General features: G+C 73.5%; 22 protein-coding genes. 15 read left to right on the top strand and 7 right to left on the bottom strand.

The genetic code is table 11. The features are described 5' to 3' along the window. Positions 1-35 precede the first annotated feature (35 nt). The 6 genes from ACZ6QO_RS21600 (at position 36) to ACZ6QO_RS21575 (ending at position 10148) form a co-directional block, all read left to right on the top strand. Positions 36-2411 carry a TOMM precursor leader peptide-binding protein gene (locus ACZ6QO_RS21600; protein WP_465853185.1) on the top strand — a complete coding sequence of 792 codons (2376 nt, stop codon included), beginning with the start codon at positions 36-38 and terminating at the stop codon, positions 2409-2411. A 37-nt stretch (positions 2412-2448) separates the two neighbouring features. Beyond that, on the top strand, positions 2449-3990 hold the full coding sequence (locus tag ACZ6QO_RS21595) for a SagB/ThcOx family dehydrogenase (RefSeq protein ID WP_465853184.1): 1542 nt from the start codon (positions 2449-2451) through the stop codon (positions 3988-3990). A gap of 170 nt (positions 3991-4160) precedes the next feature. Beyond that, the gene (locus ACZ6QO_RS21590) at positions 4161-4394 is read left to right on the top strand and encodes a hypothetical protein (protein ID WP_465853182.1); all 234 of its coding nucleotides are present in this window, start codon (positions 4161-4163) and stop codon (positions 4392-4394) included. A gap of 382 nt (positions 4395-4776) precedes the next feature. Continuing rightward, complete coding sequence (locus ACZ6QO_RS21585; protein WP_465853180.1) at positions 4777-7377, top strand: sensor histidine kinase; 2601 nt, start codon at positions 4777-4779, stop codon at positions 7375-7377. A gap of 132 nt (positions 7378-7509) precedes the next feature. After that, positions 7510-8751 carry an acyltransferase family protein gene (locus ACZ6QO_RS21580; protein ID WP_465853178.1) on the top strand — a complete coding sequence of 414 codons (1242 nt, stop codon included), beginning with the start codon at positions 7510-7512 and terminating at the stop codon, positions 8749-8751. A gap of 212 nt (positions 8752-8963) precedes the next feature. Beyond that, positions 8964-10148 carry an endonuclease/exonuclease/phosphatase family protein gene (locus tag ACZ6QO_RS21575; RefSeq protein ID WP_465853176.1) on the top strand — a complete coding sequence of 395 codons (1185 nt, stop codon included), beginning with the start codon at positions 8964-8966 and terminating at the stop codon, positions 10146-10148. On the opposite strand, the gene ACZ6QO_RS21570 is transcribed toward ACZ6QO_RS21575, so the two are convergent. Next, entirely contained in the window at positions 10040-11179 is a 1140-nt protein-coding gene (locus tag ACZ6QO_RS21570) for a GDSL-type esterase/lipase family protein (protein WP_465853174.1), read from the bottom strand. The two genes, ACZ6QO_RS21575 and ACZ6QO_RS21570, sit on opposite strands and share 109 nt — an antisense overlap. A 93-nt stretch (positions 11180-11272) precedes the next feature. Here ACZ6QO_RS21570 and ACZ6QO_RS21565 point away from each other — a divergent pair, with 93 nt between their 5' ends. Then, complete coding sequence (locus ACZ6QO_RS21565) at positions 11273-11635, top strand: MmcQ/YjbR family DNA-binding protein (protein ID WP_465853172.1); 363 nt, start codon at positions 11273-11275, stop codon at positions 11633-11635. Positions 11636-11648: 13 nt separating this feature from the next. Here the strand turns inward: ACZ6QO_RS21565 and ACZ6QO_RS21560 are convergent, their stop codons facing one another. From ACZ6QO_RS21560 to ACZ6QO_RS21540, 5 genes are all read right to left on the bottom strand, one after another. Beyond that, complete coding sequence (locus ACZ6QO_RS21560; protein ID WP_465853170.1) at positions 11649-12068, bottom strand: ribosomal maturation YjgA family protein; 420 nt, start codon at positions 12066-12068, stop codon at positions 11649-11651. Between the two features lie 201 nt (positions 12069-12269). After that, positions 12270-13271 (bottom strand): GlxA family transcriptional regulator, encoded by a 1002-nt coding sequence (locus ACZ6QO_RS21555; RefSeq protein ID WP_465853168.1) that lies wholly within the window; start codon positions 13269-13271, stop codon positions 12270-12272. A gap of 169 nt (positions 13272-13440) precedes the next feature. Next, the gene (locus ACZ6QO_RS21550; protein ID WP_465853166.1) at positions 13441-14757 is read right to left on the bottom strand and encodes a YbfB/YjiJ family MFS transporter; all 1317 of its coding nucleotides are present in this window, start codon (positions 14755-14757) and stop codon (positions 13441-13443) included. A 113-nt stretch (positions 14758-14870) separates the two neighbouring features. Continuing rightward, positions 14871-15746: an NmrA family NAD(P)-binding protein gene (locus tag ACZ6QO_RS21545; protein WP_465853164.1), complete on the bottom strand. Its 876-nt coding sequence runs from the start codon at positions 15744-15746 to the stop codon at positions 14871-14873. Positions 15747-15867: 121 nt separating this feature from the next. Next, positions 15868-16881 (bottom strand): saccharopine dehydrogenase NADP-binding domain-containing protein, encoded by a 1014-nt coding sequence (locus ACZ6QO_RS21540; RefSeq protein ID WP_465853162.1) that lies wholly within the window; start codon positions 16879-16881, stop codon positions 15868-15870. Between the two features lie 80 nt (positions 16882-16961). Here ACZ6QO_RS21540 and ACZ6QO_RS21535 point away from each other — a divergent pair, with 80 nt between their 5' ends. The 8 genes from ACZ6QO_RS21535 to ACZ6QO_RS21500 all read left to right on the top strand — a co-directional run bounded on the left by ACZ6QO_RS21535 (position 16962) and on the right by ACZ6QO_RS21500 (position 23809). Beyond that, positions 16962-17570 (top strand): TetR/AcrR family transcriptional regulator, encoded by a 609-nt coding sequence (locus ACZ6QO_RS21535; protein ID WP_465853160.1) that lies wholly within the window; start codon positions 16962-16964, stop codon positions 17568-17570. A gap of 284 nt (positions 17571-17854) precedes the next feature. Further along, a complete protein-coding gene (locus ACZ6QO_RS21530; protein WP_465853158.1) occupies positions 17855-18304 on the top strand; it encodes an RlpA-like double-psi beta-barrel domain-containing protein in 450 nt (149 codons plus the stop codon). A 9-nt stretch (positions 18305-18313) separates the two neighbouring features. After that, positions 18314-18910 (top strand): cell wall protein, encoded by a 597-nt coding sequence (locus tag ACZ6QO_RS21525; protein ID WP_465853156.1) that lies wholly within the window; start codon positions 18314-18316, stop codon positions 18908-18910. Between the two features lie 9 nt (positions 18911-18919). After that, positions 18920-19699, top strand: a complete 780-nt coding sequence (locus ACZ6QO_RS21520; protein ID WP_465853154.1) for a MauE/DoxX family redox-associated membrane protein — start codon at positions 18920-18922, stop codon at positions 19697-19699. 58 nt (positions 19700-19757) lie between these two features. After that, positions 19758-20273 carry a DnaJ family domain-containing protein gene (locus tag ACZ6QO_RS21515; protein WP_465853152.1) on the top strand — a complete coding sequence of 172 codons (516 nt, stop codon included), beginning with the start codon at positions 19758-19760 and terminating at the stop codon, positions 20271-20273. Between the two features lie 102 nt (positions 20274-20375). After that, positions 20376-20984, top strand: a complete 609-nt coding sequence (locus ACZ6QO_RS21510; RefSeq protein WP_465853150.1) for an ArsR/SmtB family transcription factor — start codon at positions 20376-20378, stop codon at positions 20982-20984. Positions 20985-20989: 5 nt separating this feature from the next. After that, positions 20990-22318 carry an MFS transporter gene (locus ACZ6QO_RS21505; protein WP_465853346.1) on the top strand — a complete coding sequence of 443 codons (1329 nt, stop codon included), beginning with the start codon at positions 20990-20992 and terminating at the stop codon, positions 22316-22318. 168 nt (positions 22319-22486) lie between these two features. Continuing rightward, complete coding sequence (locus ACZ6QO_RS21500; protein WP_465853148.1) at positions 22487-23809, top strand: pentapeptide repeat-containing protein; 1323 nt, start codon at positions 22487-22489, stop codon at positions 23807-23809. Between the two features lie 248 nt (positions 23810-24057). On the opposite strand, the gene ACZ6QO_RS21495 is transcribed toward ACZ6QO_RS21500, so the two are convergent. Then, positions 24058-24552, bottom strand: a complete 495-nt coding sequence (locus ACZ6QO_RS21495; protein WP_465853146.1) for a flavin reductase family protein — start codon at positions 24550-24552, stop codon at positions 24058-24060. Positions 24553-24580: the final 28 nt, after the last annotated feature.

Below are 24580 nucleotides of genomic sequence, written 5' to 3'. Positions count from 1 at the left end.
CCCCCTGTGCCCCCGACGGCCCGGAAGAGGCTCTCATGGTGGAAACGGAATCCGGCACCGGCGTCACCGTCGCCCATCGCCGCCTCGGCGCTCCGGCGGCCGGTGCGAAGCGCGTCGCGCGCGGCGCCGATCGCATCGGCTTCAAGAGCCACCTGCGCCCCCAGATCGTCCCGGGCGAGGCGGTGTACCTGGTCTCCGCGCGCGGCACGACGGCGCTGTCGGGCCGGCCGGCCGAGGTGCTGGCCCCGCTGCTGGACGGCACCCGCACCCTCGCCGAGATCCACGAGCAGGCCTCCCGCGAGCTGTCCCCCGCGCGCATCGGGCAGGTGCTCGACCGCATGGCCAAGGCCAACCTGGTCGGCCGCCGCGCCTCCGCCGACGCCGCCGCCGTCCCTGCGAACGCCGGCGCCGCGGACGCCGCGGAGGCGTACTGGGACCTCGCCGGGCTCGACGGCGGCCGCACCGAGGCCACGCTCGCCGGCGCGGTCGTGAGCGTGGTGGCGCTGGGCCGCGTCGAGGCGGGCGCCGTCCTCGCCGCCTGCCGCGCGGCGGGCCTCACCGCCGTGCCCGGCACCGGCGACGGCGAACCGCGCGCCGACCTGTCGCTGGTCGTCTGCGACGACTACCTCGACCCCGCGCTGGCGGAGGTCAACGCCCGCATGCTGGCCGAGGGGCGGCCCTGGCTGCTCGCCAAGCCGGGCGGCGCCGACGTGTGGACGGGCCCGGTCTTCCGCCCGGGCGAGGGCCCCTGCTGGTCGTGCCTGGAGCGGCGGCTGCGCGGCCACCGCCGCGCCGAGAACTGCCTGGTGTCCGCCTCCGGCGCGCCCGTCCTGCCGCCCGAGGCGTCGATCGCGCCGACCCGGGGCATGGGGTTGCTGGCCGTCGCCCTGGAGGCCGCCAAGTGGCTGGCCGGGCACCGCCACGACGGGCAGGACGCGGTGTGGACGCTCGACACGCTCACGATGACCGGCCGGCACCACCCGCTGACCCGGCGCCCGCAGTGCCCGTCGTGCGGCGACCCCGGCCTGGTGGCCCGCAACGTGCGCCGCCGGGTCGTCCCGGCCTCCCGCCCCAAGGAGTCGCTCGGCGGCACCGGCGAGCGGGCCGCGTCCGCCCGGCAGGTGTGGGAGCGGTACGGCGGGCTGGTCGACCCGGTCACCGGGATCGTCGGCGCGATCCGCCGCGATCCGCGCGGCCCTTCGTTCCTGCACTGCTACCTGGCCGGGCCGAACCTGGCGCTGCCGGTGAACAGCCTGTCGACGGCGCGGGCCGGCCTGCGTGCCCAGGCCGGCGGCAAGGGCGTCACCGACATCGAGGCCAGGGTGAGCGCCCTGTGCGAGGCGGCCGAGCGGTACTGCGGGTCCCGCTTCGGCGACGAACCCGTCGTGGTGGACACCTACGCAGGGCTCGGCGAGGCCGCCGTGCACCCCGACGCCTGCCAGTTGTTCCATCCGCGCCAGTTCCGCGACCGCGACCGGTGGAACGCGGCGCACCCGCCGTTCCAGCACGTCCCCGCGCCGTTCGACGAGCGCGCGCCGCTGGAGTGGACGCCGGTGTGGTCGCTCACCGGGGAACGGCACCGCTTCCTGCCGGCCGACCTGCTGTACTACCGCCCGTTCGACCCGCGCAGCCCGGCGCCGGTGCGCGCCGACTCCAACGGCGCGGCGGCCGGCGCCAGCCTGGAGGACGCGATCGTTCAGGGGTTCCTCGAACTGGTCGAGCGCGACGCGGTGGCGCTGTGGTGGTACAACCGCACCCGCCAGCCCGCGGTGGCGCTGGACTCGTTCGACGACCCGTGGATCGCCTCCGTGCGGCGCGGCCTCGCGTCCATGGGCCGCGAGACCTGGGTGCTGGACCTCACCTCCGACCTGGGCATCCCGGTGATGGCGGCGATTTCGCGGCGCACCGCAGGGCCGGCGGAGGACATCATGTTCGGCTTCGGCGCCCACTTCGACCCGAGGGTGGCGCTGCGCCGCGCGCTGGCCGAGCTGGGCCAGTTGCTGCCCGTCACGCTGGGGGCGGGAGACGGCGGCGGACGGTACGCGACCGCCGAACCCGGGCTGCTGTCGTGGTGGACGCGGGAGACGGTGGCCGGGCATCCCTACCTGCTGCCCGACCCCGCCCAGGCCGAGACGACGGCCGCCGCCCGTCCGTACATCCCGCGGGGAGACCTGCGCGAGGACGTCGCGCACGTCACCGCGCTCGCCCGCGCCAAGGGCCTGGAGGTCCTCGTGCTGGACCAGACCCGCCCCGACGTCGGGATGCCCGTGGTGAAGGTCGTCGTGCCGGGGCTGCGCCACTTCTGGGCCAGGTTCGGTCCCGGCCGCCTGTACGACGTCCCGGTCGAGCTCGGCCGCCTGGACGCGCCGACGGCCTACCGGGATCTCAACCCCGTACCGTTCTTCCTTTGATCCGTGCCATGCCGTGACACGAACCTGGAGAAGCCGCGTGTCCCCACCTCAGGACAGGGAAGCCGCCCCCGGCGGCTTCCTCCTCTGGTCGCTGCGCGAGGACGTGCACGTGGAGCCGGACGCCGGCGAAAACGTGGTGATCCTGCACAACCGATGGGGCGACGAGAGCGTTCCGCATCCCGCGCCCAAGGTGGTGGAGGCGCTGCGCCGGATGAGCCTCGGACCGGTCTCGCTGGAGAACGCGATCAGCGACCCCGCCGACCGTGCCCAACTGGACCGGCTGCTCTCGCGGATGCAGCACCTGGTCGTCCGCTCGATCGGGCTGGACCAGGAGCGGGCGCTGATCTCGGTGGTGCCGGTGAGCCGGCAGGCGCGCTTCCAGCCCGCGCGGCTGTCCCCGGTGCGCGCGGTGCGCATGTCCAGGTTCGCGGTGCTGCGCGCCGAGGACGGCGTGTACTGCCTGGAGTCGCCGCTGTCGCTGCACCGGGTGGTGTTCCACCGGGCCGAGGCGATGGCGCTCATCGGCGCGCTGAGCCGGGCGATGACCCCGTCCGCCGCGCTGGCCGGGCTGCCGCCGTCCGTGCCGGGAGCCGAGGCCCTCGCCTACCTGGTGGCCGCCGGCATGGTGGTGCAGGCGGAACCCGGCGAGTCTGCCAGGCCGCCGGTGTTCGCCGAGGACACCGACCCGGCCCTGGTCACCTGGCTGCCGCAGGACCTGATGTTCCACACCCGCTCGACCCTCGGCAGGCACGACCGCGACTTCGGCGCCACCTACCCCATGGGCGAGCGGTGGTCCGTCGAGCCCGTGACCAAGCCGGCCACCGACGGCGGGTACGTCTCGCTGCCCCGGCCGTGCTGGGACCGGCTCATCGCCGCGGACCCGCCGCTCACCGCCGCCATCGAGGGCCACCGGCCCACCGACCGCTTCCGCGGCGAGCCGCTGACCGCCCGGCAGCTCGGCGAGGTGCTGTACCGGACGGCGCGGGTGCGCTCCCTGGTCGGTTCCTCCGCCTCCTCCGGCGCGGGCGCCGGGCCGGCCAGCGACCGTCCCTACGCCAGCACGGGCTCGGCCTACGAGCTGGAGCTGTACACCGCGGTCAACGGATGCTCGGGCATCCGCGACGGGGTGTACCACTACGATCCGCTGGGTCACCGGCTGGAGCCGATCGACGTGGACGCGGTCGACCTTCGTGAGCTCATCGACCGCGCGCGGCTGTCGGCCGGCCTGGCGACCGTCCCGCCGGTGCTCATCTTGGTCACCGCGCGGTTCCGGCGCGTGTCGTGGAAGTACACCGGCCCGGGGTACGCGCTCATCCTGAAGAACGCCGGTGCGCTCATCCAGACGCTGTACCTGGTCAGCGCGGCCATGGGCCTGGCCGGATGCGCGCTCGGCGCCGCCGACATCGAGGCGACGGCCCGGGCGCTCCGCACCGACTGGCGCACCGAGTCGTGCGTCAGCGGGTTCGCGCTCGGCCACCGCGAGGAGGGGCCGACGGGCCTGCCGCCCGGCCGCCGTCCCGCCAACGACCCCGTCTGGGGAGACCTCGCCGCCGAGTTGCTGCGCGAGACCGCCGGCTGACCGCGTATCGGGCGTGCGCCACGTCGGCGTCAAAGCCTCGGGGATGCCGCAGGAAATGCGTACCATGAGAAATTCATAACCGGCTCGTGAAACGCTGACTACCTTTTACACCGCCTTTCGCCGCACAATTGACTCAGCTGGGAAACACACCGCGAGAACAGGAGAAGGCCATGCCCACCTGCACGATCGACACCGGCCGGCACTTCATCGAGTTCATGGCCGGGTCCTGGGCGGAACCGGAGGCCGCGGCGTCCCTCGAAAGCGACGCCCTCGCCGTGTTCGACATTCAGTCCGACAGCCGGGAAAACGCGTCGGAATCACTTCTCGGCCTGGACCTCGATCTGGTCATCGAGGAACTGGACGGCTCCACCCCCGCCTTCGCGCTGCCCACCTACTGCGGCTGATCCGGCGCCGGCGACGCCCCGGCCGATCGCCCCGTCCGCGGAGCGCGCTCGGGAGGCACGGCGGCGGACGTAGCACACACGACGCGCTCCCCCACCTCGCCGCACCTCGCCGCATCAGGCCGCACCCGGCCGCTTTCCCGCCCGTCCAGGCACGCCTTTCCGTCAGGAGGCCTCCGCGCCCGCCCCGCGACGTTCCGCACCACTTCCCCACGCCCGGTCCGTCCCACTTCGAAACCTCGCTCCACCACGATGAGCGACGCCCCTTGTCTTCCGTAGAATCCCCCTGAGACCCTGATCACGGCGCGCACCATCCATGGACACCCGTGTACCCTCGGGCACCTGTGGGAGCGCTCCCAGTCCTCGCGCTTCGAAGCGGGAGTCAATGGACAGCGAAGTGTCACGCGGGCTTTCACTGCAGCGGCCGAGGCGGGCGCCGCGAGCGGCGCCCGCCTACTCTCCTTCCGGCGAGGCGGAGGAGCGGCCGTGGACGCCGCGGGTGGTGCTGCCCCTCATCCTGGTCATGCTGGCCGGGTTCGCGCTGACCACGATCATCAACGTGCTCGTGACCGGCCCGGACCCGGCCCGGCTCGCCGGCTTCGCCGTCTGCCTGATGCTCGTCTTCACCCTTCAGCTGGCACACTCGGTGGCCGAACCGCGTCACTGGCGGGCCCGCACCAGGGCTCTCACCCTCACGCTACAGGCGCTCGCCACCTACCTGCCGTTCTTGTGGCTGGGCGACGCGTGGGGAGGCATGCTGGGCTTTCTCGCCGGTTCGGTGCTGCTGGCGGTGCCCGGACGCGCGCGCTGGGGCCTGTACGCCGCCGGCGGCGCGTCGATCCTCCCGGTGCTCGCCGCCCAGAACGTGGGCCCCGTGGGCGTGGCCTACGGCACCGGTTTCACACTGCTCACCGGCCTGGTGGTCTACGGGATGAGCTCGTTGTCGACGCTGGTCGGCGAGCTGTACGCCGCGCGCGGCCAACTCGCCCGCATGGCCGTCACCCGCGAACGCCTGCGCGTCGCCCGCGACCTGCACGACCTACTCGGCTACAGCCTCTCCGCCATCACCCTCAAAAGCGAACTCACCCACCGCCTCCTCCCCGCAAACCCCCACCGCGCCCGCGACGAGATCACCGACATCCTCACCGTCGCCCGCCAAGCCCTCGCCGACGTCCGAACCGTCGCCAACGGCTACCGCACCATGTCCCTCACCACCGAAGCCGACTCCGCCACCAGCGTCCTGACCGCCGCCGACATCGACGTCACCACCACCCTCACCACCCCCGACCTACCCCCCCACATCGAAACCGTCCTCGCCACCGTCCTTCGCGAAGCCGTCACCAACATCCTCCGCCACAGCAAAGCCCAGCACGCCACCATCCACGCCACCACCCAACCCCACCACCACCCCAACGACCACCACCACACCATCCGCCTCCACATCGCCAACGACGGCGTCGACCCCACCTCCACCACCCCCACCCTCAACGGCGGCAACGGCCTCGGCAACCTCACCACCCGCCTCCACGCCATCAACGGCCACCTCACCACCGGCATCGACACCAACGGCTGGTTCCACCTCACCGCCCAGGTCAGCACGGGCCCCGCCGCGCCCGGTGCCGTCCCGGAACAGGCGCCCGCCTCGGACGCGATCGTCCCCCGCTTCGCGCGTCCCCCCGTCCCGGCGGTCCCCGCGGCGCCGCGCGTCCCGTCCCGGTGGTCGGCACGGTCGGCGCGGCGTCGGCTGAGACAGGCGCTCCCGCTCCCCCGGGCGAGAATGCGCGCCGACGACGTGGACACGGACATGTGGGGACCGCGCCAGGCGCTCCCCGTCACTCTGGTGGTGCTGACGGGATACGCGGCGATCATGCTGATCAACGTGATGGACACCGGCCCCGGCTCGGCCGCTCTGCTCGGGTTCGCGGCGTGCCTCGTCGCCGACTTCACCTTGCAGCTGGTCCACTCGTTCCGCCGGCCGCAGGGCTGGTCGTGGCGCGCCCGCGCGCTCACCCTGGGCGCCCAGGCGCTCGTCAGCTATCTGCCCCTGTGGTGGATCGGCGGCCCGTGGGGCTCCATGGTCGGCTTCCTCGGCGGGTCGGTGCTGCTGGTCATGCCGGGAGGCGCCGGCTGGGCGCTGTACGCGGCCATCGTGGGCAGCGTGCTGCCGCTGTCGGTGCTGCTCGGCGCCTCGCCCCGATATCTGGTGTACCTGACGATCTCAAGCCTGCTCACCAGCCTGATCGTGTACGGGATGAGCTCGTTGTCGACGCTGGTCGGCGAGCTGTACGCCGCGCGCGGCCAACTCGCCCGCATGGCCGTCACCCGCGAACGCCTGCGCGTCGCCCGCGACCTGCACGACCTACTCGGCTACAGCCTCTCCGCCATCACCCTCAAAAGCGAACTCACCCACCGCCTCCTCCCCGCAAACCCCCACCGCGCCCGCGACGAGATCACCGACATCCTCACCGTCGCCCGCCAAGCCCTCGCCGACGTCCGAACCGTCGCCAACGGCTACCGCACCATGTCCCTCACCACCGAAGCCGACTCCGCCACCAGCGTCCTGACCGCCGCCGACATCGACGTCACCACCACCCTCACCACCCCCGACCTACCCCCCCACATCGAAACCGTCCTCGCCACCGTCCTTCGCGAAGCCGTCACCAACATCCTCCGCCACAGCAAAGCCCAGCACGCCACCATCCACGCCACCACCCAACCCCACCACCACCCCAACGACCACCACCACACCATCCGCCTCCACATCGCCAACGACGGCGTCGACCCCACCTCCACCACCCCCACCCTCAACGGCGGCAACGGCCTCGGCAACCTCACCACCCGCCTCCACGCCATCAACGGCCACCTCACCACCGGCATCGACACCAACGGCTGGTTCCACCTCACCGCCGAGGCGCCGGTGGACACGGAGGTCCACCAGGGCGAGGAACTCGACGCCGAGCACGCGGCCGCACGACCGGCACTGTGACGCGCGGCCGGACGGGCCGGCGCGGTGACGCGCGGCCGGGGAGGGAAGGCGCGGTGACGCGAGGCGGGGCGGGCCGGCGCGGAGCATGCCGGTGGGCACGGGCGCGGGACGGCGTTCGGTAGGTTGTGTCGGGTGTCTGTCGAGCCCGGTGCGCCGTCCGTGTCCGCGGCGAGCCCTTCCTCCCGGCTGGCGTGGCTGGACGCCCTGCGCGGCATCGGGGCCGCCGCGGTGGTCGGCGAGCATCTGCTGCCGTGGGTGGTCCCGTGGCTGCGGCCCTACTGGTTCAACCTCGGCATCTACGGCGTGCTGGTGTTCTTCCTGGTCAGCGGCTACATCATCCCGGCCTCGCTGGAACGGCACGCGGACGTGCGCGCGTTCTGGATCAGCCGCGCCTTCCGGCTGTACCCGCTGTACCTCCTGGTCATCGGCCTGGTGCTGGCGATGGCCTGGCACCTGCCGGTGCGCGACGCGGTGCCGCGCGACCCGGCCTCGGCCGTCGCGCACGCCACCATGCTGCTGGACGTGATCGGCGTCGGAGGCGTCGCCGACACCATGTGGACGCTGTCCTACGAGATGGTCTTCTACCTGGTGGTCACCGCGCTGTTCGTGACCGGCGCGCACCGGCGCGGCGCCGTGCCCGCGGTGCTGTTCGGCGTCGCGGCCGTCGTCGTGGCCGCATTCGTCCCCTCCGCCGCGCTGCGCGGCGCCTGGCTCGCCTGGGTGTCGGGCGCGGTGTTCGCGATCGGCATCGCGTGCGTGGTGTCCGGGCGGTTCCGCAGGACCGGCGCCGTGGCGCTCGGCGTCATGGCGCTGGCGCTGCTGTTCCTGAGCAGCCGGGTGCCCTGGTTCGGGGTGCTCATCCTCGCGGTGATGTTCGCCGGCACCGCCGTGCACCGCTGGGAGCGCGGCGCGGGCCCGTTCTGGCCCGTCGCGCTCACCATGGCGCTGGTCGCCCTCACCCCGCTACCGGCCCTGCAGGCCGGGTGGTGGTGGGTCGAGCCGCCGGTGTGGATCACCACCGTCGCGCTGGCCTGCGCGACCTTCGCGGGCGCGTTCGCGTGGCGCCGCAGGCGCGTCCCCCGCGCGCTCACCTGGCTCGGACTGGTCAGCTACTCGCTCTACCTACTGCACCACCCGCTGCTGCGGCTGTACGTCTCGCTGACCGGTGACCTGCGCTGGTCTGCCTGGCAGGTCCAGCTCCTCATGGCCGCGCTGTTCGTCGCGCTGATCCTGCCCGCGGCCTGGGTCACCTACCGCCTCGTCGAACGCCCCGCCCAGCGTCTGGGCCACCGCCTCGCCCGCTCAGCGCCGTACGCCGACCGCCATCGGGACGCCGCCGCGGCCGCTCAGGGCGGCTCCTCCAGCGCGATCTGACGAACCGACGGCAGGTACGGGCCGATTCCGCCGTCCCCGGATCGGCGGTCGCGGGCCGGCGACAATTCGGCGGTCACGTCCGCGACAGGTCCTCGCCGCTCGGCCGGGGCGCCGCGCATGTCCGCGGAGATCGACGATCAGGAGTCCGTCGCGGATAATGCTGGGATGTCGGCGGGGCGTTGGCGGGATACGGGGCGGGGATGTACTGGCGCGTGATCTCCAGACGCTTCTCGACCGCGGAGGCGCCCCGATGGCGGATCCGCCTGGTGATGTGCGGCGCCGGGGCCTGGCTCGCCTACGTCGCCCTGCAGCACCTGCTGTCCGGCCGGTTCTGGCTGTGGCTGGTGCCCGACCTGGCGCCGCCGCTGGTCTACCTGGCCGTCCCCCTCGTGCTGCTGGCCGCCGCGCCGCTGGCCGGGCGGGCCTGGCGGTGGTGCGCCGTCCTGACCGCCGCCGCGCTGCTCCTCGGCGCCGGGCGCAGCGGGCTGAACCTTGGCGTGGCGCCCGCTGCCGCCGGCCCCCCGCCGGCCGGCGCCGTGCGCCTGTTCTCCTGGAACACCGAGTATTGGCACCAGGACGACGACCCCGACCGGTTCTACCGGTTCCTCAAGGAGCAGCGCGCCGACGTCTACCTGCTGCAGGAGTATCTGAACTGGACCGACGACGACCTGCCGCGGCAGGTGGACGACCTGGCCCGCCTCCGCCGGGAGTTCCCCGGGTACCACATCGTGGCCCAGGGTGAGCTGATCACGCTGTCGCGCCTCCCCATCGTCGCGAGCCCGCCGGTCGGCCCGGCGAGGACGCTCGGGCCCCGATCGCCCTGGATCTCGGCGTTCGAGTTCGCCAAGGTGCTGCGGACGGACCTGCGCGTCGGCGCCGCCACCCTGTCGGTGTACAACGTGCACATCCCCACGCAGTACATGCTGGACAAGAACCCGCTGACCTCCCGCTTCTACACCAACCTGCGGGCGAGGGACGCCGCGCGCAAGGCCCAGTTCGACGGCCTGCGCGACGACGTCGGCGCGAACGCCGGGCCGGTCCTCGTCAGCGGCGACTTCAACAGCACGGCGGCGATGGGCGACATGGACTGGCTGTTCGACCGGCTGTCCAGCGCCAACCGGGCGGTTCCCGACCTGCATCCTTCGTCGTGGCCCGCCAGTGGTCCCGCTCTGTGGCAGCTCGACTGGACCTTCACCTCGGCGGCCCGCGTCCACGGCTACCGCCTGATCGACCCGCTGGGCATGTCCGACCACCGCGCGCAGGAGATCCTCGTCAGCGTGCCGGACGGTCAGCGGCAGGCGGCGCCGAACAGGGCCGGGTCGGCGGCCGCGGCGATGGCGGCCGCGCCGGCGTCGCTCGGGTGGAGGTGGTCACCGCTGTCCAGGCCGGCGCGGTAGGCGGCCGGCCGCGCGGGGTCGCGCAGCGCGGCGTCGATGTCGAGCACGGCGGCGAACTCGGGGGTGCCGCGGATCCACGCGTTGACCTCGCCTCTCACCAGGTCGCCCTCCTCGGTGTGGTAGCCGGGGATCAGCGTGCCCTCGAACGGGGGCAGCGTCGCCACGACCGGGACCACCCCGGCCGCCCTGGCCTCGCGGGCGAGCGCGGCCAGCCCGGCGGTGATGTCCGCGGCGTCCGGCGCGGGCAGTCCGTAGGCCGCGGCGATGCCGATGTCGTTGATCCCCAGCTCGACGATGACGTGCGTGACGCCGGGGACCTCCAGCGCGTCGCGCCGGAACCGGGCCAGCCCCGCCTGTCCGTACCCGTCGCGCAGCAGCCTGTTGCCGGCGATCCCCATGTTCAGCACCGGCACGCCCAGCCGTCTGGACAGATGGTCCGGATAGCGCTGGTCGGCGTCCATGGTGGTGCCGTCCCCGTCGGTGAGCGAGTCGCCGAACGCCACGATGACCGGCTCGTCGCCGGCGGGCGCGAGAGCGTCCACCCCGTTCAGCCAGTAGAGCGCGCCGATCGTCTCGGCCGTGGCGGGCTCGGCCTCGGCGGTGGTGTCGCCGCGCGTCACGTATCCGGTGCGCAGTGCCGCCGGGTGACAGGTGGCCGGCCCGGTGGGCTCCGGGACGTACACGCTCACCGCGAGCTCGCGGGCGTCGCCTGACGCGATCTCCACCGGGTCGGTGACCGCCTCCTCCCCCGCGGGGATCACCGCCCGCGCCGCGCCGCCGAAGGTCGCCACGGCGCCGTCCGCCGCGGTCCGGCCGCCGCCGAGGTGGGCGGCGACGCGGATCATCCCGATGGTCAGGGGATCCCTGCCGAAGCGGTTGCTCATCCGCAGGCGCACCGTCGTGGCGCCGCGGTGCAGGTGGACGACATGCCGGACGGTCTGGTCGGCGAAGCCGCGCTGGGGGACGAAGGCCAGCGCGTCGTACGGGCTGGTAGAGGCGGCCCGGTGCCACGGGACCCACTTGGGCGTCATATCGATCACGACCTTCCGGCCGAGGCGATTATCCCGCAGTCCGGCCGCGGCGGCCGTTCGGGGAATGTCGGTCGGCTCTGGTAGAGGTTGGTCATGGGCGTGAGCATTGATGAGTTCCTCGACATGCTGGCCAGGCTGCCTGAGGTGAAGCAGGCGGACGCCGGCGAGTGGACGACGTTGAAGGTGCGGGGCAAGGGCTTCGGCTACGTGTGGGAGCGCACGCGCACCGTCGGGCTGAAGGCGACGATCGACGAGCAGATGGCCCTGGTCGCCGAGCGGCCCGAGGTGTTCGAGGTCCAGTTCACCGCCGGTCGTTTCGGGTGGGTCGTGGTCCACCTCGACAAGATCGACGCCGATGAGCTGTTCGAGCTGGTCACCGAGGCGTGGTGTCTCACCGCCCCGCAGGCTCTCGTCGAGGCCCACGAGGCCGCCGGAGGCATCCCCTTCGCCACCTGACCCGTCTTACGTCTCACCCCGCCGGTCCCGTTCCGGGGGACGAGATCGGGCCGGGGTGGCGGGAGACGGCCGCTGTCGCGGCGGTGTGAGCGGCCCAGCACAGCAGCGCGCCCACGGTGTACCAGAGCAGATCGGGGGCGTTGAAGGTCGTGCCGAACACCAGGCGGGCGACCGGGGTGTGGGCGGCCAGCTCGGCCGGGACGCCGGTGAGCTGGGCGAGCTCGACCAGCCAGCTCGCGGTCAGCGCGACGGCCGCCGCCCGCGCGGGCCGCAGGCGCGGCGCCGCCGCCAGCACGAGGGTGTACAGCAGGACGGTGTAGAGCAGGTCACCGGCGTACTTCGCCGCCGAGCCGTCGAACACCACCCGGACGCCGAGCCCCGCCACGACGGTCACCGCGGCGGCGACACAGGCGACCACCCGCTGACGCACCATCCCGCAACGATATCCCGCCACAAGATCCCGTCCGCCCCAGCCGTCCGCCCGGCCGGTCAACCCGGCCTTTCACTTGCCCCGTCCCCCCGGGCGGTCAGGCTCGGCCGTTCACCCGGTCCCGTCCCCCCTCCCCCGAGCGGTCAGGCCCGGTCTGCTGCCCGTTCCCGTCGTCCGAGACGGGCAGGCCGCCGAGTCCGTCGATCAGCCGGCGGTGCGCGGGGACGGGGGGCGGGTGGTGCGGAATCGGGCGCGGTAGGCGGCGGGCGGCACGCCCAGTTCGCGGATGAACGCCCGCCGCATCGTCTCCGGGGAGCCGAAGCCGATGCGGCGAGCCACGACGTCGAGCGGCCTGTCGCTGGTCTCCAGCATGTTGCGGGCGCTCTCCAGGCGGGTCAGCTCGACGTACCTGGCCGGGCTGAGCCCGGTCTCCTGCCGGAACAGGCGGGTGAGCTGCCGCACGCTGAGCCCGGCGCGCGCGGCCATGGCGGCCAGGCCGTGGTCGCCAGCCGGGTCGACGGCGACGGCGTCCAGCACCGGGCGCAGCGGCGTGCAGCGCTGCCCACCCGCCAGCAGGCGGACGCTGAACTGCGACTGGCCGCCGGGCCGCTGCATGAACACCACCAGGTGCTTGGCGACGGTGCGGGCCAGGTCGGCGCCGTAGTCCCGCTCGACCAGCCCGAGCGCGAGGTCGATGCCCGAGCTCACTCCCGCCGAGGTGACGATGTCGCCGTCCCTGACGAAGATCGCGTCCCGGTCCACCTCGATGCCCGGGTACGCCCCGGCGAGCCGCTCGGCCAGTTCCCAGTGCGTGGCCGCGCGCCGCCCGTCCAGCAGCCCGGCGGCGGCCAGGACGAAAGCTCCGGCGCAGACCGAGGCGGTGTTCCCGGCGCGTCCGGACAGCCGCCGCACCTGGTCGAGCAGCGGCCGGTCGGCGGACGCCGCGTCCACGTCGGGGCTGCCCGGCACGAGCAGGATGTGCCCGCCGTCGCCGAGCTCCTCAAGGGCCGCGTCGGCGCCCAGCCGGACGCCGCCGCTGGTCTTGATGTCGCGCCCGCCGAGCGAGGCGATGAGCGGGCGGTAGCCGGCGCCGTGCTCGCCGGCCATGGTGAACACCTCCAGCGGCCCGGTCACATCCAGCAGGCGGACGCCGTCGTACACGACGACGACCACGGTGCGTCCCTCATGCTCGTGCGGCGTGACCATGGCTTCAGTCTGCTCCCCTCCTAGGACGGCGGGCGGCGGCGGCACCGTGGTGCGCGAGATGCGGCGTGCTCATCATGTCGCGCGACCGGCTCGCGGCCAGCCGACCTCGTGACCCCGCGGCGGAGCCATCGACCGCGGCGGGAGTGTCGTCGCGCATGGTTCCTCCGGGTCAGGACGGGGCGTGCTCGCGATGGAAGAGCGCGGTGAGCGCCGCGATGACGAGCAGGCCGGCCGAGAGCCACAGCCCCCGGGCGATGCCGCCGTCGCCGTCGGACAGCAGGCCCGACACCAGCGGGCCCGCGGCCTGCCCGACGGAGAAGGCGACCGTGAGCAGGGCGATGCCCGCCGTCCAGCCGGTCGCCGGCAGCATCCGCCGGGCGATGAGGGTGGCCGCGGTCGGGCCCGCCATGAACCCGGCGCCGAAGACCACCGCCGACAGCAGGGCAGGGAACGGGCCGGGCGTCATGAGCAGCACGGGCAGCACGCCCGCGAAGACCAGCGCCGCGACGAGCGCCAGCGCCCGGCCGCCGCGCAGCCGTCCGGCCAGGTGGCTCCAGACGGCGAGCGTGGTGACCGCCGAGGAGAGCCCGAGCACGACGAAGAACAGCGCGGTCGTCGAGGAGCCGAGGCCCTGCGTCCTCAGCAACGCGATCACGAAGGTCATGTAGCTGACATATCCGGCGCCGAACAAGACGTACCACACGAAGGTCGGGGCGAGGCGGCGCAACTGGTGCCGGGCCAGGACGGCGGCGTGCGTGCCGGCGAGGTCGGGGACGTGCCTCGCACCGAGCCAGGCGGGCAGCAGCGCGACCACGGCGGCGGCGCCCATGAGCAGCCAGCCCAGCCGCCAGCCGCAGTCGCCGGCCGACAGCGCGGCGGGCACGAGGAGCCCGGAGATGACCACCCCGATGCCGACGCCCGCCATGTAGACCGCGACCGGCAGCACGGAGCGGCGTCGCGGGGCGCCCGCGACGCCGCGGGTGCCGGCCGACCGGCCCGAGGCCGGCGGCGCGCCAGAGACGCCGGCGGCCGGCGGCGGGCCGGCGGCGACGCGGGAAGCCAGCGCCGAGCCGACGACGAAGGTGACGGCCGTGGCCAGCCCTCCGACGAACCGAGACGCCAGCAGCGCGGCGAAGTCCGTCCACACGGCGGCGGCCAGCAGCGCGAGGGCGCTGAGGGCCAGGCTCCACAGGAACGCGGCGCGGTCGCCGAGCCTGCGCGCCCAGTGGGCGGCGGACGCGGCGCCCAGGATGTAGCCGGCGGCGTTGGCGGTGTTCATGCTGCCGGCCTGCGCGTAGGACCACCCGAGGGTGTGGTGCATGGCGGGCAGCAGCAGGGCGTAGGCGAAGCGGGTGAAGCCGAGCGCGACCACCGGCCCGGTGGCCAGGCCGAGCGCGATCAGCACCTGCCGGGCGACGACCGCGCGCTCACCCTGAAGGGGAGAAGTGACCGCGGTCATGTACGGCCTCGGCCGCGCGTGATCCACATGGTGATCGTCCTTCCGGTCGGTTTCGGGGTCATCGAACCCCTCAAGGCGCCGGAGGGCGCCACCCATGGCCGTCGATCGGGCCACCCGTCCCTCGGATCAGGCCATCGGCCTCAGCAGAACGGCCCTTCGGCGGCGGCGAACTCGCGCAGTGTGAGCGGCGGGCGCCCGCCGACGCGTTCGATCGCCTCGGTCACCTGGTAGAGCTCGTGGTGGCCGCCGATGACGCGGAACAGCTCCCACAGGTGGGACAGGTGCTCGACGGCCACCGGGTCGTCGTAGAGCGCCATCGCCTTGCGCCGCCACTCCCCCGGATGCTGGTCGACGTAGACCAGGCCCTCGCCGAAGGCGCGCGCGGCGTCGCCGATGGTCATGACCTCGCCGGTCAGCCGGATCACCGGATCGGCCGCGCCCTCGGCGGAGGTCAGCGCGCCGACCGCCACCCGGGCCACGTCCGTGGCCGCGACCAGCGGGAGCACCGTCTCGGGCGACCCGAGCGGCAGCGTCAGCTCGCGTCCGCCGCCGGCCCGCACCAGGACGGCGAGGTTCTCGAAGAACACCCCCGCGCGCAGGTGGACCGCGCCGGCGCCGGCCCGGTCGAACAGCTCTTCCGCGACCCAGTGGCGGCGCATGTGCGGCGTGCCCGCGTAGGGGTCGGCCGCGAGCTGCGAGACCTCGACGACGCGTTCGAGCCCTTCCCGCCGGGCGGCCGCCGCGAAGACGGCCGCGGCGTCGAGCATGCCGGCGGTCACCGGATAGGTGAAGAACGCCCGTCGCACCCCGTCGAGGGCGGGCATCACCGAGGTGATCTCGCGCAGGTCGCCGAGGACGACCTGCGCGCCCAGCGCGCGCAGGCGGTCGGCCCTGGCGTCGTCGTGGCGCACCAGCGCCCGGACGGCCTGCCCGCGTTCGAGCAGCATGCGGGCGACGTGCAGCCCGGTCGACCCCTGCCGCCCTCCGGCCGCGCCCGTGACCAGCACCGGTTCCATCGTGCCTCCTCCGTCATGGCGCGTTCGGGTCCCTTCGCCGCCCGCGCGGTGTCGTCTCACGCCGGCCTCGCCGGCTTCAGGCCTCGCGTTCACGTCCGGTCCGTGTCCGGTCCGTGTCCGGTCACAAGGTGACGGTGAAGGCGCCGAGCCCTTCGAGCGCGCGCAGGAACGGCTCGGCGGGGAACACCTCGGCGGCGCTGAGGACGCCGCCCTTGGCGGGGACGTCGCCGCCCGCCAGCCGCAGGGCGCCCTCCACCGAGGCCAGGGCTCCCGCCCGCCACAGATCGCGCCCGGTGAGCAGCCCGGCACGGCCCCCGTGCTCGGTGATCGCCTGGACGGCGACGGTGAACTCGGTGCGCGCCCGGTCGCCTGGTGTGACGTCCTCGCTGTCGAACACGCCTTCCTCCTCGAACGTCCTCGCCGTCAGCATGGCCTCGACGTTGCGGGCGGGGATGTGCCGCGGGATGGTCAGCGCCTCGGGGAACGGCACCGGGGCGATCATGGTGCGCGGGCCGAGCGGCGGCGGGAAGGCGAACACCGCGTTGCGCGGCTCGACGTACCCGACGCGCAGGGCGCCGTCGGTGAAACCGATGCGCTGGGTCTCGGCGAAGAGCTGCCGGGCCGTGGCGAGCGCTCCGGTGGTCAGCCGCCAGCCGGTGACCGCGTAGGCGACCGTCACGCGGTCGATGCCGGTCATGCCGTCGGCCACGGCGGCGGCGAGCAGGTCACCGAGGCCTCCGTAGAAGCTCAGCGAGGGGATCATCGTGGCCCCGGTGTGCTGGGCCGGCGCCTGCAGCGAGTCGAACAGGCGCTTGACGTGGTGCGGCTCGACGGCGTGGTCGATGTAGTGGCAGCCCGCCTCGGCGGCGGCCGAGGCGACCGGCTCGCCGGTGACCGAGAAGGGGCCGGCGCAGTGGATCAGCACCGCCGCGCTCTCGGCGAGCCCGCGCAGGGCCGCCGGGTCGTCCAGCGGGGCGTGGTGGGCTCGGGCGCCCAGCTCGGTGGCCATGACCTCCAGCGCCGCAGAGTCGCGCCCGGCCAGCACCATGGGCTGCCTGCGCGCCTGCAGCTCGGCGGCGACGAGTCGCCCGGTATGTCCGGTCGCACCGTAGATTGCGATCAGGGGTTGGGTCATTGACGACTCACTTCCATACCGCGGGTATGTAACTGGAAATCGAATCTATGTTCGGCTCTGATGAGTGTCAAGGGGGTGCCATGGCCCGCCGTACCCAGGCGGAGCGATCCGACGTGACGACCGCCAAGCTCGTCACCGCCGCCCAAGAGCTGTTCGGGCGCGACGGCTACGCCGCCACCACGATCGAGGCGGTCGCCGCCGCGGCCGGGGTGACCAAGGGCGCCGCCTACCACCACTTCCTCAACAAGGCGACGCTGTTCCGCGAGGTGTTCGAACGCGAGCAGCGGCGGATCTCGGCCACGCTGGAGGCCTCCGCCTCGGCCGAGCCCGACTCCTGGTCGGGGCTGCTGCGCGGCTGCCTGGTCTTCCTGGAGCACTGCCTGGATCCGGCGTTCCGCCGCATCGTGCTGCTGGACGGGCCCGCCGTCCTCGGCTGGGAGGCGGTGCGCGAGATCGAGTACGAGCACACGCTGCGCGTGCTCACGCAGGGCATGCGAGCCGCGGTCGCCGACGGCCACATGATCGGCGGCGACCTGTCCGTCCGCGCCCAACTGATGTTCGGCGCGCTGTGCGAGGCCGGCATGCTCCTGGCCCGCTCCGACGACCCGCCACGAGCTCTGCCGGCGGTCGCCACCGAGGCCGCCCGCTTCCTCGCCTCCCTGGCCCGCGATCCGGCCCAGAGCGACTGACCGCGCGCGAACCTCGCCGCGACCCTCGCCGCGGGCCGGGCCGGACGCTCACCTAGCCCCCCCGCGAGACGGGACGATCGCCATCCGCGGGGGCGAACGGCGCGCGCACGCGCCCACGGCACGGCCGGGGTACGGGCGCGGAGGGGTCCATAGCTTTTGGCTGATCGAAAGTTGGTCGTTGACGAAGATTTGTTACCTGTTATTCATGGGATTTGTCAGGAAGTTTCCGCCCAGCCGTACCACCTGCATCGGGACCCCGCATCCCAACCCCTAGGAGGACGCGCATGGCGCGCAGCCAGTTCGCCGATCCACCCCATGATCTGCTCGGCCCCGTCCGGGGAGAGGTCTCCTGGTTCTGCTGCGGCTCGGCCTGGGGGCCGTGCGGCAGCACCGGCAGGGGGGCCTGCGGCACCTGCAACTCCGGCAGCATGCAACACGCCTGGCCCAACACCTCCGACGCGTGCCTGTCGATCACGCGTCCGGACACCTGCGGCGTCAGCCTCTCCCGCAGGACCTGCGGCTTCGCCCACCGCACGACGGCGCTGTGCACCGGCGCCAGCGTCGTCACCTCGATCGCCGACTGCGGCCCGCAGACGGACCTGTTCTGCGGCGAGCGCAGCTGCTGCGGCGCGACCTGCGCGAGCAACCGGCTCATCGACCTGACCCCGGCGGCCTTCAGCGCGATCGCCGGCCTCTCGGCCGGGCTGCGGCCGTGCGAGATCTCGGTTCCCTAGGAGGCCGCCATGACCAGCAGAAGGCAACTGCTCAAGTCCGCGGTGCTCGGCGGCGGCGCCGGAGTGCTCGCCGCGACCGCGATGGGGTCGCTCGGCCCGGAGGCCGCGTTCGGCGCCGCGGCGCCCGCCATCCAGCCGGGCGCGCCCGACCCGAACTTCGCCGAGGGCCGCATCCGCTCCATCCGGGACGACACCTTGTTCGTGCTGGGCTCGAACATGGTGTTCCACCGCATCCGGGTCGTCGACGGGACGAGCCTGTGGAAGCTCGGGCCGGTCGCGTTCGACGAGGCCCGCCCCGGGGACGGCCTTTACGCGCGGGGGGTGCGCATGCCGGACGGCGTGCTCGCCGCCGAGTCGGTGTGGCTGAACATCGTCAACGTAAAGGGCCACATCCGGAACATCACCGGCGAGAAGCTGCACCTGGACCACAACGGGCAGGAGATCCTCTGCCACCAGGTGCCGGGCAGGTCGGTCGCCGTCTACTCCGACGCGCCGCCGTCGGCCGACCTGTCCTCGCTGCGCGTCGGCCAGCACGTGCAGGTGCTCGGCGCCTGGCGGCCCGACACCAACCAGGTCGACATCGCCACCGTCTTCTCCCCCCACTAGGAGCGACAGATGAACGGGATCGCGGCGCTGCAGCCGTACGTGATCGGCCCGCTTCTGGCGTGGGCGGCCGTGCTGAAACTGGCGGGCCGCCGTACGCGGGCGCAGGCCGGGCGCACCGCCCTGGCACGCCTGGTCGGCCCGGCGCGCGCGGTCCCGGTCCTGCGGCTCGTCGGCGTGCTGGAACTGGCGGTGGCGGCGGCGCTGCTGCTGCCGCCCTCCGCGCCGGCGGAGGGGGCGGCCGCCGCCGTGCTCTCCACCGGCTTCCTGGCCTATCTCGCCTACGCCCGCCTGGCCGCGCCGGACTCCTCGTGCGGCTGCCTGGGCGCGCACGCCCGGCCGGTGGACACCCGCGGCCTCGCCCGCGCGGGCCTGCTGCTCGCCGCGAGTGTCCTTGCGATGTGGGCGCGGCCCTACCCGTTCGACGGGCCGCTGTTCGCCCTCGGCCTGGCCGAGGCCGCCGCTCTGCTCGCACTGTCGCCTGAGCTGGACCGCGGCTGGCTGCTGCCGCTGCGCCGGCTGCTCGTGCGGGTGCGCGGCCCGCTCACCGCGCCCTCGCCGGGGGAGGTCCCGCTTGAGGTCAGCCTGCGCCTGCTCTACCGCAGCCCGGCGTACTGCTCGGCGTCCGCGCGGCTGAGCTCGGACGTGCGGGAGGTGTGGGACGAGGACGGCGTGCGCTTCGTGGTGTACGCGGCGCGAGGGCGGACGGCGGTGTTCGCCGTCCCGTTGTCCGGGGACGACCCGGCCGCCGTGCGGGTCGCGCTGGTCGAGGAGCCCGCGACCGCGGCCTGACCGCGCCTCGCCGGGGAAGGCGGCGGGCGCCTATCGTGGCAGGCAGGTAGTGCACGTGATGGCCGACGTGACTGGGGGCGAGCCCGTGACAGAGCGCAAACCACCCGGCGTCTCCTTCGAGACGTGGATCGACCGCCAGATCCGCGAGGCCGCCGAGCGCGGCGCGTTCGACGACCTGCCCGGCGCGGGCAAGCCGCTGCCCGGCCAGGGCGAGCAGCACGAAGAGATGTGGTGGATCAAGCAGAAGCTCCGCGAGGAGAACCTGTCGTTCCCGCTGCCCGGCACCCTGGCGCTGCGCAAGGAGGCCGAGGAGGCCCTCGCTGCGGCGGCGCGCGCCCGATCGGAGGCCGAGGTGCGCGCGATCGTGACGGGTATCAACGCCAAGATCGTCGAGGGTCACCGCAAGGCGATGTCGGGCCCGCCGCTCACCCTGATGCCCTTCGACGTCGAGGAGATCGTCCGCGACTGGCGCGAGCGCCGCCCCGCCGAGCCCGAGCGCGCACCCGCCGGGCCCCCGTCGCGGCCGCGTCCCAGAAGACGCTCCTGGTTCCGCAAACTGCGCGGCATGGACTGACGCACCATCGCGGCCCCGCGTACGAGGCCGCGTTCCCGCCACTCCGGTGCCCGCAGATGTGAGACTTGACTCTCACATAATATGAGAGAACACTCTCACACTATGGAGACCGGCAACCGCCTCGGCGACATCGAGATAACCGATCCACAGGCGATGCGAGCGCTGGCGCACCCGGTGCGGCTGGCGATCCTCGAACGACTGCGGCGACACGGGCCGGCGACGGCGACGCAGCTCTCGCCGCACGTCGGAGCGACCCCATCGGTGACCAGCTGGCATCTGCGCCACCTGGCGGGCTTCGGGCTGGTCCGCGACGCCGAGCCCGGCCCCGACCGCAGGCAGCGGCGATGGGAGGCGGTGGCGCGCGGCTTCCGGTTCGAGCCGCCGGCGGATCCGGACGACGAAGAGGGCAGGTCGGCCGCGCGGCTCCTGACCCGGGAGATGTTCCTGCGCTCGGGAGAGCTGTCGAGCCGGTGGGCCGCCGAGGTCGAGCCCGGGCTCGAACCGGAGTGGCTCAGGCTCGCGGGCCTGGCCGACACCCGCGTCGTGGTCTCCGCCGACGAGCTCGCCGCCATCGAGGACGCCATCGAGCGCGTTCTCGCGCCCTACGTGACGCGTGAGGAGGCCGCGCGTCCGGCCGGCGCGCGTGGCGTCCGCCTGCTGCGCCACGTCCTGCCGGAGCGTGCCGACGAGCAGACCGGCGGGACGTCTTGAGCGCCGTGGACGCCCAGGCCGTCAAGGTGTCGCTGTGGCGTGACCAGCGGTTCCGCCGCTTCTGGGCCGGCCAGTCGGTCTCGCAGTTCGGCGACCGGATCACCGAACTGGCCCTGCCGCTGATCGCCGTGGGCGCGCTGCACGCTTCCGCCGGTCAGGTGGCGTGGCTGACCGCGCTCACCTGGTCCCCGTACCTGCTCGCGATCGTCCTCGGCGCCTGGGTCGACCAGCGCGTCCACAAACGGCGCCTGATGGTCCTCGCCGACCTGGTGCGCGCCGCCGTACTGCTCTCCCTCCCGGCAGCCTACCTGGTAGGGGCGGTGACGCTGGGTCAGCTGTACGCCGTGGCGTTGCTGACCGGCGCCGCGCAGGTGCTGTTCAACACCGCCTATCCGCCGTTCTTCGCCCACCTGGTGCCCCGGTCGTCCTACATCGACGCGAACAGCAAGCTCAATGCCAGCCGGTCGGCGTCGTACGTCGCCGGTCCGGCGATCGGCGGTGTCCTGATCCAGGCGTTGACCGCTCCCGTCGCCGTCGTCATCGACGCCCTCACCTTCCTGGCGTCCGCGGTTCTGATCGGCCGGGTCTCGATCGGCGCACCGCCTGTCGCCCATGACGAATCGGCTCCCCCGCTGCTGCGGCGTGCCAGGGAGGGACTGGTGTTCGTCATCCGCCACCCGGTGCTGCGGGCGAGCCTCGGGTGCGCGGCGACCCTCAACTTCTTCACGCTCGTCGCCGGCAACGGACTGCTCGTGCTGTTCGCCAGCCGGCACCTCGGACTGACCGCCGGAGTCATCGGCATGGCGTTCGGGATCGGCGCCACAGGCGCGCTGCTCGGCGCGGTGATCGCCCCGAAGGTCTCGCGAAGGCTCGGCGTGGGCCGCAGCATCGTCGTGGGCGCCGTGTCGTTCCCCGCGCCGATCGCCATCGCCGCCGCCGCGGGCGGCCCCGTCTGGGCTCGCGCCGGAGCCCTGGCCCTAGCCGAGTTCCTCTCCGGCGTCGGCGTCATGCTGTTCGACGTCAACCTCAACTCCCTGCAGACCCATGTGATCCCCGACGGCATGCGCAGTCGAGTGGCCGGCGCGTTCAGCACGATCAATTACGGCCTGCGCCCTGTGGGCGCCGTCCTGGGCGGCCTCCTCGCCACCCTCATCGGACTCCGGGCGACCCTCCTCATCGGCGCGATCGGCGGAACGCTCTCGCTGCTCTGGCTGCTGCCCTCGCCGATCCCACGCGTCCGCTCCCTCCTCCCGGACACCCCCGCAACCCCCCCGGACACCCCCGCGACAAAACCCAGCGACACGAACCCCGAAACCCACCCCCTCCCTCACTGACCCACCGTCAAGCCCTGCTTCCTGCCCCCACCGCCCTGACCGGCATCCGCGCCGGCCGGCCCTGCGTGGCCGGGTGCGTTCACGGATTCGGGTGTCCGGAGAGTCGGCGAAGTGACAGTTCCGTGGAATTCCGGCATTCGGTGCCTGCATTCCGGTCGAATTACTGCTGTGACATCACGGCGAGCGCGTCCGCGGCGAGTTCTGGTCTGGTCGATCGGCATGGTCGTCATCACCGTCATCGCCACCATGACCCTCTTGTTCGCCGGCGCACCCGGCACCGGCTGGTGGCGACGGGTCCTGGAATGGCTTCCCGGCTACCTGGTGCCGCCGTACTCCACGGCGGACCTCCCTCCCGTGGCGCTCACCATCCTCGCGGCCGCGTCCCTCCTGATCGGCGCCGGCCGCCGGTTCGCGAGCGGATGGCGCCGCCGCCCCGGCCTGTGGCCGCGCACGCCGAAGGAGATCGGGGCCCGCCCGCCTGAAGGATCCCCCGACGACGCGCCCGTCGCCGAGCGGAAGACGCTCCTGCAACGGATGAGCACGTGGGAGGTCGCCCTCGGGATGCTGCTGGCCGCGGGCGGCCTGGCCTACGCCGCCGAGTCCATGGAGAGCCCACGGCCCAGGCAGACCACCGCCGGGTACACCGAGGCCGTCGAGCGGCTCGGTTCTGAGAAGGCCGAGGTCCGGCTGGACGCGATCCACACGTTGCGACGCCTGGCGCGGGATTCGCAACGAGACCGTGTGACGACCGCCGATGTCATGTCCGCGTACGTGCGCGAGCACGACTCGATGTCGGAGTCCCTGCCACTCGGGCGGCCGGCCACCGACGTGCAGATGGCGCTGACCGTGCTCGGCAGCGTGTACGACGCGCCGGACACCGCGCCGGGGCAGCCGGGGCACGACTGGGTCTGCAACTGCGACCTGGCCGGCATCCGTGTGCCGGGCGCGGAGTTGAGCGGCCTGAACCTCGGCACCGCCGTCCTCACCCGGGCGGACCTGCGCGGGGCCCGCCTGGGCGGGGCCAACCTCGCGCACGCGGACCTGTCCGGCGCCGACCTGCACAAGGCGTATCTGCACAGCGCGGACTTGCCGTACGCGGTCCTGTTCATGGCGAACCTGAGCCAGGCGAACCTCCACGGCGCGGACCTGCGCGGGGTGGATCTGTTCGAGGCGGACCTGAGGAAGGCGGATCTAGGCCGGGCGGACCTCAGCGGGGTGGACCTGTTCAACGCCGACCTGCGCGGGGCGGACCTGCGCGGCGTCGATCTGAGCAGGGCGAGCCTGAACGGGGCGGACCTGCGCGACGCGAATCTGCGTGAAGCAATCCTGCGCGGCGCGGACCTGAAGGGAACGAACCTCAAGGGTGCGGACCTGACCGGTGCCGACCTGACGGGGGCGGACCTGACGGGCGCGAAGTCGGCCGAAGCGAGTCTGCGCGCCGGCAGGACCGACGCCGGGACCAAGCTCCCCGCGGGGGGCGCTGGGACGTGAGCGGGCGGTCAGACGCCCGCGTACCGGCCGTCCTGTCCGTGACGTGCGCGGGTAGGACGGCCGGCGGGGAGCCGCCCGCCGGCCCGGGGGCGTGAGCCGGGCCCGCGGGGGCCGGTCTTCGGGACCGGTCATCAGGCACCGGTCTTCGAGTGCCGGTCTTCGGGTGCCGGTCATCCGGGACCGGTCATCCGGGACCGGTCATCCGGGACGGGTTTCCTGGGAGGAGGTCTCCTGGGAGGGTTCAAGGGTCAGGGATGGGGCGTGAAGCGGCCGAAGCGGCCCTGGTGGTACAGCAGGGGACGGCCGGGCTGGTACACCTCCGCCTCGGCCACCAACCCGACGACCAGCACGTGGTCCCCCACGTCGAAGGTGTCGTAGGGCAGGCACAGCAGGTGCGCCGAGACGTCCTGCAGCAGCGGCGCCCCCAGCGGTCCGGGCCGCCATCGGGTGGGCTCGGCGAAGCGGTCGACGCCCTTGCGGGCGAACCGCGCCGCCAGCTCCGCCTGGTCTCCGGTCAGGACGTTGACCGCGAAGTGGTCGGCCGCCCGCAGCCAGGGCCAGGTGGTGGACTCCTGGTCGACATAGAACGACACCAGGGGCGGGTCCAGGCTCACCGAGGAGAACGAGGTGGCGGTCAGCCCTACCGGCACGCCATCGCTCTGCGCGGTGATCACGACGACCCCGGCGGCGTGCACGGCGAGCGCCTGCCGGAACGTGCCGCCGTCCACCGCTGAACCCGGCACCGCACCTCCCGGCCTGGCGCGCACGGCA

Source organism: Sphaerisporangium sp. NPDC049457 (genome assembly GCF_055586705.1).
Note: the sequence above shows the minus strand (reverse complement) of the source record. Positions and strands in the feature narration are given on the sequence as shown.